15 protein-coding genes are annotated in these 16,335 nt (G+C 71.8%); 4 read left to right on the top strand and 11 right to left on the bottom strand.

The window, feature by feature from the left end; all coding sequences use genetic code 11:
• Window positions 1-851, top strand: an 851-nt coding sequence (locus SSNG_RS21850) for a helix-turn-helix transcriptional regulator (protein WP_241695095.1), incomplete at its 5' end; no start/stop codon positions are given.
• Here the strand turns inward: SSNG_RS21850 and SSNG_RS21845 are convergent.
• Window positions 816-1,577 carry a hypothetical protein gene (locus SSNG_RS21845; protein WP_129593326.1) on the bottom strand — a complete coding sequence of 254 codons (762 nt, stop codon included), beginning with the start codon at window positions 1,575-1,577 and terminating at the stop codon, window positions 816-818. The two genes, SSNG_RS21850 and SSNG_RS21845, sit on opposite strands and share 36 nt — an antisense overlap.
• A 148-nt stretch (window positions 1,578-1,725) precedes the next feature.
• A complete protein-coding gene (locus SSNG_RS21840) occupies window positions 1,726-2,664 on the bottom strand; it encodes a LysR family transcriptional regulator (RefSeq protein WP_007266061.1) in 939 nt (312 codons plus the stop codon).
• A 99-nt stretch (window positions 2,665-2,763) separates the two neighbouring features.
• On the opposite strand from SSNG_RS21840, the gene SSNG_RS21835 reads away from it, so the two are divergent.
• From SSNG_RS21835 to SSNG_RS21825, 3 genes are all read left to right on the top strand, one after another.
• Window positions 2,764-4,053, top strand: a complete 1,290-nt coding sequence (locus SSNG_RS21835) for an MFS transporter (RefSeq protein WP_007266060.1) — start codon at window positions 2,764-2,766, stop codon at window positions 4,051-4,053.
• Between the two features lie 163 nt (window positions 4,054-4,216).
• Entirely contained in the window at window positions 4,217-4,924 is a 708-nt protein-coding gene (locus tag SSNG_RS21830; RefSeq protein ID WP_007266059.1) for a L,D-transpeptidase, read from the top strand.
• Window positions 4,925-5,006: 82 nt separating this feature from the next.
• Window positions 5,007-6,017: a sigma-70 family RNA polymerase sigma factor gene (locus tag SSNG_RS21825; RefSeq protein WP_007266058.1), complete on the top strand. Its 1,011-nt coding sequence runs from the start codon at window positions 5,007-5,009 to the stop codon at window positions 6,015-6,017.
• Here the strand turns inward: SSNG_RS21825 and SSNG_RS40090 are convergent.
• The 9 genes from SSNG_RS40090 to SSNG_RS42265 form a co-directional block, all read right to left on the bottom strand.
• Window positions 5,904-6,269, bottom strand: coding sequence for an STAS domain-containing protein (locus SSNG_RS40090; protein ID WP_007266057.1), 366 nt, complete (start codon window positions 6,267-6,269; stop codon window positions 5,904-5,906). The genes SSNG_RS21825 and SSNG_RS40090 overlap by 114 nt on opposite strands.
• 321 nt (window positions 6,270-6,590) lie before the next feature.
• Entirely contained in the window at window positions 6,591-7,868 is a 1,278-nt protein-coding gene (locus SSNG_RS21820) for a thymidine phosphorylase (RefSeq protein ID WP_007266056.1), read from the bottom strand.
• A gap of 87 nt (window positions 7,869-7,955) precedes the next feature.
• Window positions 7,956-8,354 (bottom strand): cytidine deaminase, encoded by a 399-nt coding sequence (locus tag SSNG_RS21815; protein WP_007266055.1) that lies wholly within the window; start codon window positions 8,352-8,354, stop codon window positions 7,956-7,958.
• Complete coding sequence (locus SSNG_RS21810; RefSeq protein ID WP_007266054.1) at window positions 8,351-9,613, bottom strand: ABC transporter permease; 1,263 nt, start codon at window positions 9,611-9,613, stop codon at window positions 8,351-8,353. Before SSNG_RS21810 ends, SSNG_RS21815 begins: the two co-directional genes overlap by 4 nt.
• Window positions 9,610-10,725, bottom strand: a complete 1,116-nt coding sequence (locus SSNG_RS21805; protein ID WP_007266053.1) for an ABC transporter permease — start codon at window positions 10,723-10,725, stop codon at window positions 9,610-9,612. The genes SSNG_RS21810 and SSNG_RS21805 overlap by 4 nt, the downstream gene beginning before the upstream one ends.
• Window positions 10,722-12,380, bottom strand: coding sequence for an ABC transporter ATP-binding protein (locus SSNG_RS21800; RefSeq protein ID WP_128637083.1), 1,659 nt, complete (start codon window positions 12,378-12,380; stop codon window positions 10,722-10,724). Before SSNG_RS21800 ends, SSNG_RS21805 begins: the two co-directional genes overlap by 4 nt.
• A gap of 242 nt (window positions 12,381-12,622) precedes the next feature.
• Window positions 12,623-13,687 (bottom strand): BMP family ABC transporter substrate-binding protein, encoded by a 1,065-nt coding sequence (locus tag SSNG_RS21790; protein WP_007266051.1) that lies wholly within the window; start codon window positions 13,685-13,687, stop codon window positions 12,623-12,625.
• 218 nt (window positions 13,688-13,905) lie between these two features.
• The gene (locus SSNG_RS21785; protein WP_007266050.1) at window positions 13,906-15,162 is read right to left on the bottom strand and encodes an amidohydrolase; all 1,257 of its coding nucleotides are present in this window, start codon (window positions 15,160-15,162) and stop codon (window positions 13,906-13,908) included.
• A gap of 137 nt (window positions 15,163-15,299) precedes the next feature.
• Window positions 15,300-16,335, bottom strand: a 1,036-nt coding sequence (locus SSNG_RS42265) for a hypothetical protein (protein WP_007266049.1), incomplete at its 5' end; no start/stop codon positions are given.

The raw sequence follows: 16,335 nt of genomic DNA, 5'->3' as shown, positions 1-16,335 counted from the left end.
CGGCCCGGGCGCTGGCCCCGCTGGCGCTGCTCGTACGGGAGACCCACGACGAGATGGACCGGCTGCGCGGACGGCTGGAGGCGCTGGTCCCCGCGTACGAGGCGGGGGCCGCGCACCGCGACCTGAGCGGGTCGGGACGCCTGGAACTGGTCACCGACCTCGGAGCGGTGCGCGGGCTGATCACCGAGCTGGCCGCGGGGTGCGAACGGGAACTGCTGACCTCCCAGCCGGGCGGCGGCCGGCCCCAGGAAAGCCTGGAGGAAGCGGTCGGACGGGACGAGTCCCTGCTGGCCCGCGGCGTCCGCATGCGCACGATCTACCAGCACACCGCCCGCTACTCCCGCCCGACCGCCGCGTACGTCGAACGCATCACGGCACTCGGCGCCCAGGTACGCACCCTCGGCGACGGCCTCATGCGCATGCTGATCTTCGACGCCCACACGGGCCTCATGGCGGTACCCGACCGCCAGGGCGCGGCACTGGTCGTCCGCGAACCGAGCGTCGTCCACTTCATGACGACCGCCTTCGAGCGCTCCTGGTCCGGCGCCCGCCCCTTCCCCAGCACCGTGAGCCCGGAAGCCGCCAGATCCCTCTCGGACGAACTCCGCCGGACCATCGTCCGCCTCCTCTCCGACGGCCTGGAGGACAAGGTCATCGCCCGCCGCCTCGGCATGTCGGAACGCACCTGCCAACGCCACATCGCCGAGATCATGCGCGCCATCGGCGCCAAATCCCGCTTCCAGGCCGGGTACTTGCTCTCCACGGCGAACAGGTCCGGACTGCCGGACCCCGGGCCCGGGGCGGGTGGTGGGGGGTCAGACGGTGGTGCAGCCCGCGAGGGGGGTGGTTGAGGAGCAGTTGTTCGGGGTGTTGGCCGTGATGGAGTTGCCCAGGAGGGTGAGGTTGCTGAAGTTGTAGATGCCGCCGCCCGACAGGGGGCCGCCCTGGGCGGTGTTCGCCGTGATCGTCGAGCCGACCACCCGTGCCTGGCCGGCGACGAGCAGGCCGCCGCCCCACTGGGTGGCGGTGTTGCCGCGGACCGTGCTCCAGAACACCGTCAGCACGCCGGGGCCGTTGGCGATGCCGCCGCCGTACTTGCTGGTGTTGTCGCGCACCGTGCTGCCGTCCAGGGTGGTGGTGCCGAGGCTGCCGATGCCGCCGCCCTCCTCCGTGGAGGTGTTGTTGCGTACGGTGCTGCTCCGCAGGGTCACCGTGGCGCCGTTGTTGAACAGGCCGCCGCCGAGGCCGACGCCCGCGCCGCCGGTGAGGGTCAGTCCGGTGAGCGTGACGCGGACGGTCGTCGGGCCGTTGACCGTCAGGGTCCGGCCCGCGTTGTTGCCGTTCAGCGTGGCGCCGGAGGAGCCGGCGAGGGTGAGGCTCTTGCCGATGGTGAAGGTGCCGGTGCAGGTGCCCCGGACCAGCAGGGTGTCGCCGGACGCGGCGTTGTCGATCGCGGTCTGGAGGTTCTGGGCCGGGCAGTTCACGACGGTGGTGGCGGCCGAGGCCGGGGCCGCCGTGGCCAGGGCGGCCGCGGCGGTCGCGAACGCCACGGTCAGGGACGTTCGTCGTCTGGGCATGGGCATCTCCGGCACTCCCGTCCGTCCTGCGCCGGACCTCCCGGCGCGGGGACATCCGTGCCCGGGCCGGGCCCGGAGCCTGCCGGAACTCCGCGCCGGTCCCACGAACGCACGACGACGACCACCGGGGTGGGCTAGGGGGTTCCCCCTAGGCCGGCGGCTCCAGTTCCGGAATGAGGCGGCCCCGGCGGGAGAGGAGGAAGCGCTTGAAGGCCGCGACCGGCGGGGTGTCCGGGTGGCCGTCCAGCCAGGCCACGCCGATCTCGCGGACCGCGCGCGGCGCCGTCACCGTCAGCTCGACCACCCCCGGGCGCGGGACGAGCGGCGGGGGGAGGAGGGCCACGCCCAGGCCCGCCGCCACCAGGCCGCGCAGGGTTTCCGCCTCTTCTCCCTCGAAGGCGACCTTCGGGGTGAACCCGGCCTCCGCGCACAGGTTGTCGGTGATGCGGCGCAGGCCGTAGCCGGGCTCCAGGGTGACGAAGGTTTCGGCGGCGGCCTCGGCGAGGCGGATGCGCTTGCGGCCCGCGAGGCGGTGGTCGTCCGGGACCACCAGCCGCAGCCGCTGCTCGTCGAGGCGGCGGGCGACGAGGTCGGGGGCGTCCGGGACGGGCGAGGTGAGGCAGAGGTCGAGTTCCCCGGTGCGGAGCTTCTCCAGCATGGCCTCGCCGTAGTTCTGGACGAGGGCGAAGCGGACCCGCGGGTGGTCGGCGCGGAAGGCGCGGATCAGGGCGGGCACGGTCTCGGGGCCCAGGGTGTGCAGGAAGCCGAACGCGACCTTGCCGGAGTTCGGGTCGGCGTCCTGCTGGACCGATCCGGCGGCGCGGGCGATCCCCGCGAGGGCCTCCTCGGCGGAGGCGAGGAAGGTGCGGCCCGCCGTGGTGAGGGCGACGGTGCGGCCCTTGCGGGCGAACAGCGAGACGCCCAGGTCCTGTTCGAGGCGGACCATCGCCCGGGACAGGGTGGACTGCGGTACGCCCAGCTCGTGGGCGGCGCGGGTGACGTGCTCGTGCCGGGCGACGGCGACGAACTGGGCCAGGCGCGGGGCCAACCCTTGTGTCACGGTCATGTCTTCTTCGTAACGGTTCATTGATATCCGGAGCCCTGGGGTGCAGTGATGCGCTGGTGGATTGATTATCCCTTGTTTGTGCATTGGACGCATGAAAAAGGGTGGGCGTAGGTTCGAGGTATGCCTCCCGCTCATACCGGGGCGCCCGCCATCACGGGTGCCTCCACCCCGTCGTCCCCCGAGCCCCGCTCCCCCGGCCGCCCCGGCTACCGCCGGATGAGCCTCGCGCTCTTCGCCGCCGGCCTCGCGACCTTCGCCCTCCTCTACTCCACCCAGGCCCTGCTGCCCGCGGTCTCCGCCGGCTTCGGCGTGACGGCCGGTCAGGCCAGCTGGACGGTGTCGGCGGCCACCGGCGCCCTCGCCCTGTTCGTCCTGCCGCTCAGCGCGCTGTCCGAGCGGTTCGGCCGCACCCGGATGATGACTTGCTCGATGGTGGTCGCCGTCGGCATCGGCCTGCTGGTGCCGTTCGCGCCGAGCCTGGAGTGGCTGGTGGCGCTGCGCGCGGTGCAGGGCGCCGCGATCGCGGGCGTCCCCGCTTCCGCGATGGCCTACCTGGCCGAGGAGGTCGAGCCGAAGGCGCTGGTCGGGGCCATCGGCCTGTTCGTCGCGGGCAACTCCATCGGCGGCATGAGCGGCCGCATCGTCACCGGCTGGGGCGCGCAGCTGTGGGGCTGGCGCGGCGGGCTGCTGGCCGTCGGCGTGATGGCGCTGGTCTGCGCGGTGGCCTTCCTGGTGCTGCTGCCCCGGGCGCGGTTCTTCCGGCCGGCGTCGCTGAACCCGCGCGCGGTGGGCCGTACCGTCGCCGGGCACCTGCGGGACCCGCTGCTGCTGCGGCTGTACGGCATCGGCGCGCTGTTCATGACCGTGTTCGGGGCCGTGTACACGGTCATCGGCTACCGGCTGGTGGAGGCGCCGTTCTCGCTGGGCCAGGGCGTCGTCGGGTCGATCTTCCTGATCTACCTGGTGGGTACGGTCTCCTCGGCGGCGGCCGGGCAGCTGGTGGCCCGCGCCGGCCGGCGCGGGGCGCTGTACCTGGCGGTGACCACGACCGCGCTGGGGCTGCTGCTGTCGCTCGGCGACTCGCTGTGGCTGATCCTGCCGGGGCTGGTGCTGATCACGGCCGGGTTCTTCGCGGGGCACGCGGTGGCGTCGGCGGCGGTGAGCCGTACGGCGAAGACGGGCCGGGCGCAGGCCTCGGCGCTGTACCAGTCCGCGTACTACCTCGGCTCCAGCGCGGGCGGCACCCTGGGCGCGCTGGCGTACCACGCCTCGGGGTGGGCGGCCACGGTCGGGATCGCGCTGCTGGCGGTGCTGGGCGTCGTCTCGATCACCCTGTACGGGTCCCACGCGGCCCGCGCCGAGCGGCGCCGGATGCTCGCCCCCGGCGCCCGCGCCGCCGCGGCCCGCTGACCCCCGTCGAACGCCGCGGAACCGGTCCGCATGCGGACGTCGGCCGACCCGTGGCGGAACCGCGGCGGCCAACTCCGTTCAAGGTCTGTGCGGCGTGCGCAACTCGCTCTAGCTTGGGAGGCATTGGCGCCCCCACAGTGCGGGCGAGGCAGGGGAGGACCGGATGGCGGCGATACGCGTGCGCGCGCGGCGGCGGGCTGCGGTGGTGTTCGGCGGGGCTCTGGCGCTGGCGGCGCCCCTGGTGGTCGTGGGGGGCGGTCCGGCCCAGGCCGCCGCCTGCAACGTGACCACCGGGCCCTACCAGCGGCAGGTCGAGCAGTTCCTCGGGCGGCCGGTGGACGGGGTGCAGTCGGCGGCCGACTGCACGGCGATCCAGTCGTTCCAGGCCACCCACGGGATCACCCCGACCATGGGGTACGCCGGGCCGCTGACCTGGCAGACGATGAGCACGATGCTGGCGCAGCGGGCGGCGGGCAAGAACCCGAACGCCGAGGGTAAGTGCCCCGTCAACCTGGGGCGGATCGCGTGCGTCGACCTGACCCGGCAGCTCAGCTGGATCCAGGACGGGGCGACGCTGAAGTACGGCCCGGTGCCGGTGCGCACCGGCAAGGCGGAGACGCCGACGCGGACGGGCCTGAAGAAGATCTACTACCGGTCGATCAACCACTGGTCGACGATCTACAACGTCTCCATGCCCTACTCGCAGTTCTTCGACGGGGGCATCGCCTTCCACTCGGTCACCAAGAGCATGTGGAACCCGCCGGGTTCGGGCGGCTGCGTGAACATGACGACGACGGACGCGAAGGCCTACTGGAACATGCTGACCAACGGCGAGGACGTCTTCGTGTACGGGCGCAAGCCCGGGACCTGACGGTTTCCCCCGCTCCGGCTGCCGTTGTCAGACCCCTCGGGTAGTTTCCGAAGGGACGGAAACCACCTGGGGGACGGCGGCCATGAGCGACCTTGCTACCTCGTCACCGGAACTCGACGCGGCGATGGACCGCTACCGCGTCGAGCTGACCGGCTACTGCTACCGGATGCTCGGATCGTCCTTCGACGCCGAGGACGCGGTGCAGGACACGTACGTCCGTGCCTGGCGGGCCCACGGGAAGTTCGAGGGGCGTTCGTCGCTGCGGTCGTGGCTGTACCGGATCGCCACCAACGTGTGCCTGGACCTGCTGAAGGCGGGGAACAAGCGGGCCCGGCCGATGGACCTGTCCGCGCCGCAGCACCAGGCCTCCGCCGTGCTCAACGAGCGGCCCGAGGTGACCTGGCTGGAGCCGGTGCCGGACGGACGGGTGCTGCCGCAGACCGCCGACCCCGCGGAGCTGGCGCTGGCGAAGGAGTCCGTGCGGCTGGCCTTCGTGGCGGCCCTGCAGCACCTGCCGGCGAAGCAGCGGGCCGTGCTGATCCTGCGGGAGGTGCTGGCCTGGAAGGCGGACGAGGTCGCGCAGCTCCTGGAGACCTCGGTGGCGTCGGTGAACAGCGCGCTCCAGCGGGCGCGGGCGACGTTGTCGGGGCAGGAGCTTCGGCCGAGCGAGCCGAAGGACCCGCTGGACGCGGAGCAGTCGAAGCTGCTGGAGCAGTACCTGTCGGCCTTCGAGGCGTACGACATCTCGCGGCTGACCGAGCTGCTGCACGAGGACGCGGTGCTGTCGATGCCGCCGTTCGACCTGTGGCTGCGGGGGCCGGCGGACATCGCCGCGTGGCACCTGGAGCAGGGCATCGGCTGCAAGGGCTCGCGGCTGGTGCCGACCACGGCGAACGGGCTGCCGGCCTTCGGGCAGTACCGTCCGCGGGAGGACGGCCTGCCCGGGCACGTGCCGTGGGCGCTCCAGGTGCTGGAGGTGTCAGAGGGGCGGATCGTCGGGCTGAACGCCTTCCTGGACACGGCGCGGTGGTTCCCGCTGTTCGGGCTGCCGGAGGAGCTCTCCGAGTCCGACCAGGTGGAGCAGGGCCTGTAGGCGGGGGGCCGCGCCGGTCACGGTGAAGGGGGCGCCGTGGCGTTTGGCCGTGAGGGCCATGCGGGCGAGGGCTTCCACGGTGGCGAGGGTGGGGGCCGTGACGCGGCGGGCGTCGCAGCTCACCGGCTGCCCGGGGGCGTCCCGGCAGGCCTCTCTGACGCGGGCGCGGAGGGCGGGGACGTCGGGGTGGGGCCCTTCCAGGGCCAGGGTGATCTCCACGGGTGGATGACCGTCCGCGGGCGCGGAACTCATCGGTACCGCTGCGCTGCCGCGCGGGGCGGAGCCGGTGCGCTGCCGCGGGGCGGTGCGGTGGGGCGGGGGTGCCGCTGCGCGGGGCGAGGTCCCCTACCCGAGCATCGCCCGTTCCCCGGACTGCGCCCGGACCCCTCCTGGGGGCTCCGCCCCCAGACCCCCGCGCCTCAAACGCCGGCGAGGCTGGACACATCCAGCCCGTGCGGCGATTGAGCGCCCCGGGATCCGTTTCAGCCCCGCCGGCGGCTGAGGCGAGAACGGGTGAAGGGCGGGGAGGGGCGGGCCCCGCGCAGCGGCACCTCGCCCCTCCCCGGCCAGGGGTTACGCGATGCGGTCCAGGACGATCGGGTTCGCCGAGAACCCGGTGCCCGACGGGGCCACGTCGTAGCAGCCCTCCAGGGAGGCCAGGGCGTACTCGAACTTCTCCGGGGTGTCCGTGTGCAGGGTCATCAGCGGCTGGCCGGCCGTGACCGTGTCGCCCGGCTTCGCGTGGAGCTCGATGCCCGCGCCCGCCTGGACCGGGTCCTCCTTGCGGGCGCGGCCGGCGCCCAGGCGCCAGGCGCCGACGCCGACCGCGTACGCGTCGAGGCGGGTCAGGACGCCGGAGGCGGAGGCGGTGACCACGTGCTGCTCGCGGGCGACCGGGAGGGCCGCGTCCGGGTCGCCGCCCTGGGCGGAGATCATCCGGCGCCACACGTCCATCGCGGAGCCGTCGGCGAGGGCCTTCGCCGGGTCGGCGTCCTTGATGCCGGCGGCCGTCAGCATCTCCTGCGCGAGGGCGATGGTCAGCTCGACCACGTCGGCCGGGCCGCCGCCGGCGAGGACCTCGACGGACTCGCGGACCTCGAGGGCGTTGCCCGCGGTCAGGCCGAGCGGGGTGGACATGTCGGTGAGCAGGGCGATCGTCTTGACGCCGCTGTCGGTGCCCAGCGCCACCATGGTGGAGGCCAGCTCGCGGGCGTCCTCGATGTTCTTCATGAAGGCGCCGGAGCCGACCTTCACGTCGAGGACGAGGGAGCCGGTGCCCTCGGCGATCTTCTTGGACATGATCGAGGAGGCGATCAGCGGGATGGCCTCGACGGTGCCGGTGACGTCGCGCAGGGCGTAGAGCTTCTTGTCCGCGGGGGCCAGGCCGTCGCCGGCGGCGCAGATGACGGCGCCGGTGGTGTCGAGGACGTTCAGCATCTCCTCGTTGGAGAGCAGGGCGCGCCAGCCGGGGATGGACTCCAGCTTGTCGAGGGTGCCGCCGGTGTGGCCGAGGCCGCGGCCGGACAGCTGCGGGACGGCCGCGCCGCAGGCGGCGACGAGCGGGGCGAGCGGCAGGGTGATCTTGTCCCCGACGCCGCCGGTGGAGTGCTTGTCGGCGGTGGGGCGGGAGAGGGCGTCGAAGTTCATCCGCTCGCCGGAGGCGATCATCGCGGCGGTCCAGCGGGCGATCTCGGACCGGTTCATGCCGTTGAGCAGGATGGCCATGGCGAGCGCCGACATCTGCTCGTCGGCGACGATGCCGCGGGTGTAGGCGTCGATGACCCAGTCGATCTGCTCGGGGCTCAGCTCACCGCGGTCCCGCTTGGTCCGGATGACGGAGATGACGTCCATGAGGTGACTTCCTTCTACGCGCATAGAGATGAGGGAGGGAGGAGCGCGACGGCCCTCCGCCCGGCAGGGCGGAGGGCCGTCGTACGGCTATCTCAGGTGGTCGGGCCCGAAGGCCTGCGGCAGCATCGCGCTCAGCGGCAGGATCCCGTCCGGTGTCTCCACCAGGAGCTCCGGGCCGCCGAACTCGTAGAGCAGCTGGCGGCAGCGCCCGCACGGGACGAGGATCTCGCCCTTGCCGTCCACGCACGTGAAGTGCGTGAGCCGGCCGCCGCCGGTGGCCTGGAGGGAGGAGACCAGGCCGCACTCGGCGCACAGGCCGAGTCCGTAGCTCGCGTTCTCGACGTTGCAGCCGGTGATGGTCCGGCCGTCGTCGACCAGGGCCGCGACCCCGACCGGGAAGCCCGAGTAGGGGGCGTACGCCCGGGTCATCGCGGCCCGGGCGGCCGTCCGCAGGGCTTCCCAGTCCACCGCCGGGGCCGGGGTCACTTGCCCTGGCCCTTGCGGTACGGCATGCCGTCCGCCTTGGGCATCCGCAGGCGCTGCGCCGACAGGGCGAGCACCAGCAGCGTGGTGACGTACGGGGCGGCGTCCACGAACTGGCTGGGCACCTGGTCGGTGGCCGCGTACCAGGCGAAGAGCCCGGCGGCGCAGACGGCGGCGATGCCGGCCTGGAGGTACTTCTTCTTGTACAGCTGCCAGCCGAGGGCGATCACCAGCAGGATGGCGATCAGCAGCAGCATCGCGTGGACGTTCTCGGCGCCGCCGCGCAGCTTGAGGCTGTCGGTGAAGCCGAAGAGGCCCGCGCCGAGCGCCATGCCGCCCGGCATCCAGTTGCCGAAGATCATCGCGGCGAGACCGATGTAGCCGCGGCCGCCGGTCTGGCCCTCCTGGTAGATGCCGGTGGAGACGATCGCGAGGAACGCGCCGCCGAGGCCCGCCAGGCCGCCGGAGACGATCACGGCGATGTACTTGTACTTGTAGACGTTGACGCCGAGGGACTCCGCCGCGACCGGGTTCTCACCGCAGGAGCGCAGGCGCAGGCCGAAGGCGGTGCGCCAGAGCACCCACCAGGTGGCGGGGATCAGGAGCACGGCGACGATGGTCAGCAGCGACAGGTGGGTGACCAGGCCGCCGAGGACGCCGGCGATGTCCGAGACGAGGAACCAGTGCTTGGCCTGGAGGGTGTCCAGTCCGCTGGAGAGTCCCGGGATGGTGATCTCGGTGATGGGCTCGATGCGCGGGGACTGCTTGGAGGAGCCGCCCTCGGCCTTGTCGAAGGTGAAGTTCGACAGGTACTGGGTGAAGCCCGTCGCCAGGATGGTGACCGCCACACCGGAGACGATGTGGTTGACGTTGAAGGTGACGGTGATGATCGCGTGCAGCAGGCCGCCGATGGCGCCGCCGACGATGCCCATCAGGACGCCCGTCCAGGGGCCCCACTGGTAGCCGGCCCAGGCGCCGAACCAGGTGCCGAGGATCATCATGCCTTCGAGGCCGATGTTGACCACGCCGGCCCGCTCGGCCCAGAGGCCGCCGAGGCCCGCGAGGCCGATCGGCACGGCGAGCTGGAGGGCGCCGGAGACCTGGCCGACGGAGGTCAGGTCGTTCGCGCCGGAGATGACCCGGACCAGCGAGACCAGCGCGAGGCCGCCCGCGATGATCAGCAGGATCCAGGGCAGGGTGAGCTTGCGGCGGCCGCCCGGCTTGGGCGCGGCTTTCGTCGTGGAAACGGTGCTGGCGCTCACGCCGCGACCTCCTTCTCGGTCTTGATGGCGTGGCCTGCGGCCAGCTCCTCGCCGACCTTCTGCTGCTGGCGGCGGATGCCGTAGCGGCGGACGAGCTCGTAGCTGACGACCACGGCGACCACGATCAGGCCCTTCATGATCGTGCCGATTTCCTTGGCGTAGCCGGCGGTGTCGAGGCCGGCGGACGCCTTGTCGATGAAGGCGATCAGCAGCGCGGCGAAGAAGATGCCGACCGGGTTGTTGCGGCCGAGCAGCGCGATGGTGATGCCGGTGAAGCCGATGCCCGCCGGGAAGGACAGGTTGTAGGTGTGGGACTCGCCCAGCAGCAGCGGCATGCTGACCAGACCGGCGACGGCGCCCGAGATGAGCATCGAGGTCATGATCATCTTCTTGGCGTCCACGCCGGAGGCCTGGGCGGCGGACTCGCTGGCGCCGGTGGCGCGCAGGTCGAAGCCGAACCGGGTGCGGTTGAGGACGAACCAGTAGACGACGCCCAGCGCGAAGGCGATGAAGGTGAAGCCGTAGATCTCCATGCCGTCACCGAGCTCGACGCCCGGGAACCAGCCCGACTCCGGGATGTCACCGGTGGTCAGGTCGTTGGAGCCGACGGGCTGCACGCCGAGGTTCTTGGGCAGGATCAGCCAGGCGATCAGCGAGGTCGCGATGGCGTTGAGCATGATCGTCGAGACGACCTCGCTCACGCCGCGCTTGGCCTTGAGGATGCCCGCGATGCCGGACCAGAAGGCGCCGACGAGCATGGCGACGAGCACGATCACCAGGATGTGCAGCGGGCCGGGCAGCGTGACCGCCGCGCCGACCAGGGCGCTGACCATCGCGGCGAGGCGGTACTGGCCGTCGACGCCGATGTTGAAGAGGTTCATCCGGAAGCCGATGGCGACGGCCAGGGCTGCCAGGTAGTACGTGCCGGCCTGGTTCACGATGAGGACCTGCACGTCCTCGTAGCCGGACTGCTCGATCATGATGCGCAGCGGCTCGATCGGGTCGACGCCCGACGCGGCCAGCACGATCATGCTGAGTACGAAGGCGCTGACCAGTGCCAGCGCGGGTCCGGCGAAGCCGAGAAGCAGCCGGTCCTTGTCGAATTTCTTCATCGGGCCTCGTCCTCCGTCGTGTCGCCGTCGACCTCGGCGGAGTGGTCGTCAGTGGCTTCCAGGTGCCCGGTGGCGGCGCCGGTCATGGCGGTGCCGAGCTCCTCGGGGGTGATCGTCGCCGGGTCGGCGTCCGCGACCAGGCGGCCGCGGTAGATGACGCGGAGCGTGTCGGACAGGCCGATCAGCTCGTCCAGGTCGGCGGAGATCAGCAGGACGGCGAGGCCCTCGCGGCGGGCTTCGCGGATCGCGTCCCAGATCTGCGCCTGCGCGCCGACGTCCACGCCGCGCGTGGGGTGGGCGGCGATGAGGAACTTGGGGTTGTGGCTCATCTCGCGGCCGACGATCAGCTTCTGCTGGTTGCCGCCGGAGAGGGAGGCCGCGGTGACGTCGATGCCGGGCGTGCGGACGTCGTACTCGCGCACGATCCGCTCGGTGTCCTTGCGGGCGGCCTTCGGGTCGAGGATGCCGCGCTGGGAGTTGGGCGCCTCGGTGACGTGGCCGAGGATGCGGTTCTCCCAGAGCGGGGACTCCAGCAGCAGGCCGTGGCGGTGGCGGTCCTCGGGGATGTAGCCGATGCCGCCCTCGCGGCGCTTGCGGACCGGCATCTTGGTGATGTCGGTGCCGTCGAGGGTGATGACGCCCGCGTCGGGGCTGATCATGCCCATGAGGGCCTCGATCAGCTCCGTCTGGCCGTTGCCCTCGACGCCGGCGATGCCGAGGACCTCGCCCTTGTGGATCGTGAAGGTGACCCCGTCGAGCAGCAGGCGGCCGGCGACGGCGGGCTCGCGCAGGTCGGTGTCGGAGTCGCCGAGGGCCTCCGCGGAGGTCTCGGGGGTGACGACGGCGCCCGCGTCGGCGACGGTCAGGCCGTCGACCTTCAGCATGGGGGTCGTGGTGACCGTGGACTCGCGGGTCTCCGGCGAGGGCAGCTCGCTGCCGACCATCAGCTCGGCGAGCTGCTTGGTCGTCGCGGTCTTCGGGTCGGCGGTGCCGACCGTGGTGCCGCGGCGGATGACGGTGATGTCGTCGGCGACCTTCAGGATCTCGCCCAGCTTGTGCGAGATGAAGATGACCGTGAGGCCCTCGGCCTTGAGCTCGCGCAGGTTGTCGAAGAGCGCGTCCACTTCCTGCGGCACGAGCACGGCGGTCGGCTCGTCGAGGATGAGGGTCTTGGCGCCGCGGTAGAGGACCTTGAGGATCTCCACGCGCTGGCGGTCGGCGACACCGAGGTCCTCGATCAGGGCGTCGGGGCGCACGCCGAGGCCGTACGCGTCCGAGATCTCCTTGATCTTCTTGCGGGCCTTGGAGCCGATGCCGTAGAGCTTCTCGCCGCCGAGGACGACGTTCTCCAGCACGGTGAGGTTGTCGGCGAGCATGAAGTGCTGGTGCACCATGCCGATGCCGCGGGCGATGGCCTCACCCGGGTTGTTGAAGGAGACCTGCTCCCCGTCGATGGCGATGGTGCCCTCGTCCGGCTTCTGCATGCCGTAGAGGATCTTCATCAGGGTCGACTTGCCGGCACCGTTCTCGCCGATGAGGGCGTGGACCGTGCCCTTGCGGACGGAGATGGCGATGTCCTTGTTGGCGACGACGCCGGGGAAACGCTTGGTGATGCCGTGCAGTTCTACGGCGAGAGGGGGGCTGGACGCGTTGATGACGCACTCTCCTTGGCGCGGAAGGAGCTGGAAAGCCGTTTGGCTCGGCAGGAGGACAGGGCGGGGAGAGAAGGTATCGCGTCCACGATGCCTCTACGCGCGTAGCACTGTCGGAAGTGAAAACTTGCGGCCAAGTGGCCACAAGTAGTCACGGACTAAGGGGCAGACGCGGTCCGGGGTCCGGGAGCGGTAGAGACCGCTTCCCGGACCCCGGAGACCGCGACGTGTCGTCAGACGGGCCGTTACGGCGTGGTCTTGACGGTGATCTTCTTCGCGATGATGTCGGCCTTCGCCTTCTCCACCGCGGCGATCAGGTCGGCCATGTTCTTGTACTCGGGGTTGGAGTCGGCCAGGCCGACGCCGTCCTTGTCCAGGCCGTAGCGGACCTCGCCGGACTCCGGCTTGCCGTCCTTGACCGACTTGATCAGGTTGTAGACCGCGTCGGACACGTCCTTGGTGACCGAGGTCAGGATCTTGTCCTTGTACTTCGACAGACCGGCCTGGTTGTACTGGTCGGAGTCGACGCCGATGGCCCACTTGCCGGAGGTCGCGGCGGCCTCGATGGCGCCCGAGCCGGCGAGGCCGGCGGCGGCGTAGACCACGTCGGCGCCACCGTCGATCTGGCCCTTGGCGGCGGCCTTGCCCAGGTCGGGCTTGGCGAAGCCACCGAAGTCCGGCGGCTGGGAGAGGTACTTGGTCAGTACCTTGGCGTTGGGGTTGGTGTCCTTGACGCCCTGGGTGAAGCCCGCCTCGAACTTCTTGATCAGCGGGACCTCGACACCGCCGATGAAGCCGACCGTGCCGCTCTTCGACGCCTTGGCGGCGGCGACGCCGGCCAGGTAGGAGCCCTGCTCCTCGTTGAAGACCAGGTTGGCGATGTTCTTGTCGGTCACCGAGGTGTCGTCGATGATGCCGAAGGTGGTCTTCGGGAACTTCGCCGCGACCTTCTTGATGGCCGGCGCGTAGGCGAAGCCGACGCCGATGACCGGGTTGTTGCCCTTGCGCGCCAGCTCGGTGAGGCGCTGGACCTTGTCGGCCTCGCTCTCGCCCTCGGTCGGCTCCGCCTCGGCGGTCTTGATCTTCAGGTCCTTCTCGGCCCTCTCCAGGCCCGCGAAGGCGGCGTCGTTGAACGACTGGTCGCCACGGCCGCCGATGTCGTACGCGATGGCCGCGCCCGCGGCCGAGGACGACGCGCTGCCGTCGGAGGAGGGGCTGTCCGAGGACTTCTTTCCGCCACAGGCGGTGGCCGAGAGGGCCAGCGCCGCGGACGCGATGCCCACGGTGGCGATCCTGGTGATCCGGCGCAAGGGGAGGCTCCTTCAAAACCTGACCGAAGCGCCACGACCGGCGCTGGTTTCGCGGCGATCGTAACGCGCGTAGATGTCAGTTAAAGGCCCGTTCATGAGTCGTTATCGGATCGTCGTGAACCGGACAGTGACCGATCGGTAACGGGACAGGCGTCCAGCCCTTGTGTACCAAGGGCTGGACGCCGCCGACAGGAGACCTGCCGGTGTTGTATGGAGCTTTACCCGATCTTTGACGTGACGGGGCTGTTGCGGCGGCCGTCGAGCAGGGCGGCGGCCGTGAAGAACTCGACGCCGTAGCCGATCGAGGACTCGTCGACGTCGAAATCGCCGCGGTGCAGGTCCCGCTTGGCGGTGTCGCCCGGGCGCCGGACGCCGAGGCGGGCCATGGCGCCGGGGACGTGCTCCAGGTACCAGGAGAAGTCCTCCCCGCCGAGGCTCTGCTCGGTGTCCTCCACCGACTCGGGGCCGCGCCGGGCGCCCATGGCCTCCCGGAGCAGCTCGGTGACCACCGGGTCGTTGACGACCGGCGGCACGCCGCGCACGTGGTTGATCTCGAACTTGGCCCCGTGCATCGTGGCGACCTCGTCGATCGCCGCGTGGATCATGTCGGGGGCCTCGTACCAGGCGTTCAGGTCGAGGCAGCGGACCGTGCCGGAGAGTTCGGCGTGCATCGGGACGACGTTGCAGGCGTGCCCGGACTCGATCCGGCCCCAGGTGACGGACATGCCCGAGCGGGCGTCCATCCGGCGGGCCAGCAGCGCCGGCACGTCGATGGCGACCCGCGCGGCGGCCGTCACCATGTCGGTGGTGAGGTGCGGGCGGGCGGTGTGGCCGCCGGGGCCGCCGAGGGTGACCTCCAGGCGGTCGCACGCCGAAGTGATGGGGCCGGGCCGCAGGCCGATCATGCCCGCGTCGACCCGCGGGTCGCAGTGCACGGCGATGATCTTGCCGACGCCGTCCAGCACCCCGGACTCGATGGCCTCGGTCGCGCCGCCCGGCAGCACCTCCTCGGCCGGCTGGAACAGCAGCCGCACCGGCCGCGGCAGCAGGCCCTGCCGGTCGAGCTCGGCGAGGACCAGGCCGGCGCCGAGGACGACGGTGGTGTGGACGTCGTGGCCGCAGGCGTGGGCGCGGTCCGGATAGGTGGAGCGGTACGAGACGTGGGTCTTGGCGTCCGGGATGGGCAGGGCGTCGATGTCCGCGCGCAGGGCCAGCATCGGCCGTCCCCCGTCCCAGGTGCCGACGTCACAGATGAGCCCGGTGCCGGACTTCAGGACGCGTGGTCGCAGGCCCGCCTTCTCCAGCCGGGCCTTGATCGCCGCGGTGGTGCGGAACTCCTGGTTTCCTAGCTCGGGGTGCATGTGCAAGTCCCGGCGGAAGGCGATCAGTTCGGCACGGAGCCGGTCCGGCAGCTTGCCGGGCAGCTCGGGCCGGACAGGCTTGCCGGGCAGGGCGGTCTGGGGCTCGCGGGACATCAACTGGTTCACCCGTTGAAGGGTAGGCGCACGGATGGGTCAACTGTCCGGAGATCACCAAAAGTTCATGCCCTTAGGGGAAAGAAAAGCGGCCTCTGGACGCATGACCGGTTGCGGCCGGGGGTAAACTCGCGCGCTCATCCGGCCGCGGTGGCGCTCCGCGCGGGGAGTCTGCGCACATCACGGGCGGTGTCGGTGACGCCCGCGAGGAAGCCGCCGGCCCGGGGCGAGGCCCCGGGGGCCAGCCAGGCGGGGTCGATACCGCATACAGCCACTGTCACGCCAGTGCCGGTGAGCGCGTACGGCAGCGTGTGGACGACCGTGGACGGAAAGCTGACGATCGTACGTCCGACCGGTCCCCGACGCGCGATCAGTTCCAGCGGCAGGTCCGGCCGTACGATCTCCAGCCCGGTCGCCGCGCGCAGCGCCCGCAGCTTCTCCGGCGTCTCGCGGCGGTGTGCGAAGTACCGGGTCACGCCGTGCTCCCGGGTCAGGGCGCACACGGCCTCCAGGTAGCGGGCCGGGTCGACGACGCCGGTCTCCACGAGGGAGGTGCCGACGAGGTCGGTGCCCTTGGTGAGGCGGGGCGGGCCGAAGCGGGCGCGGGTCCAGGCGAAGTCGTTGACGCGCAGTCCGGTCCCGGGCAGCGGGGTGACGGGCATCGAGGTGAACAGCTCGACGCGGCGCCCCTCCCCCGGTCGCAGCCGGCGCCGGGCCGCGCCGGAGACCGGTGCGTACGCGAGCTCCCGCGCGCGGGACAGGGCTCCGCCGCCGGTGCGGTGCCAGCGGCGCAGCCGCTCGCCGCGGCCGAGCTGTGCGACGAACTCCATGGTGGCGGTGCCGTCGTCGACGACGACCAGCTCGGCGGCCCCGGACGGGGCCAGCAGCAGCTGGACGAAGCGGGAGAAGGGGTCGCCGACCACGATCCGTCCGGCGCGGCGCACGGCCGGGCCGAGTGCGGCCAGGGCCCGCAGGGGGGCGCCGGAGCCGCCGCGGGCCTCCTGCCACTGGACGGCGTACCCCTCGTCGCGGGCGATCCCGGCGATGCGGCGCAGCTGGCCGCGGGACAGGGGGTCGGTGGGGGGCAGGACGACGATCCGCAGCCGGTCGGCGACGGTGCGCGGGTCGGGGTGGCGGCGCTCGGCGAGCGGGCCGGGCTGGGCCGGGACGGCG

The sequence above is a fragment of the Streptomyces sp. C genome, assembly GCF_000158895.1.
GTDB lineage: Bacteria > Actinomycetota > Actinomycetes > Streptomycetales > Streptomycetaceae > Streptomyces > Streptomyces racemochromogenes.
The sequence above is the reverse complement of the archived record's forward strand: the minus strand, read 5'-3'. Positions and strand labels throughout refer to the sequence as shown.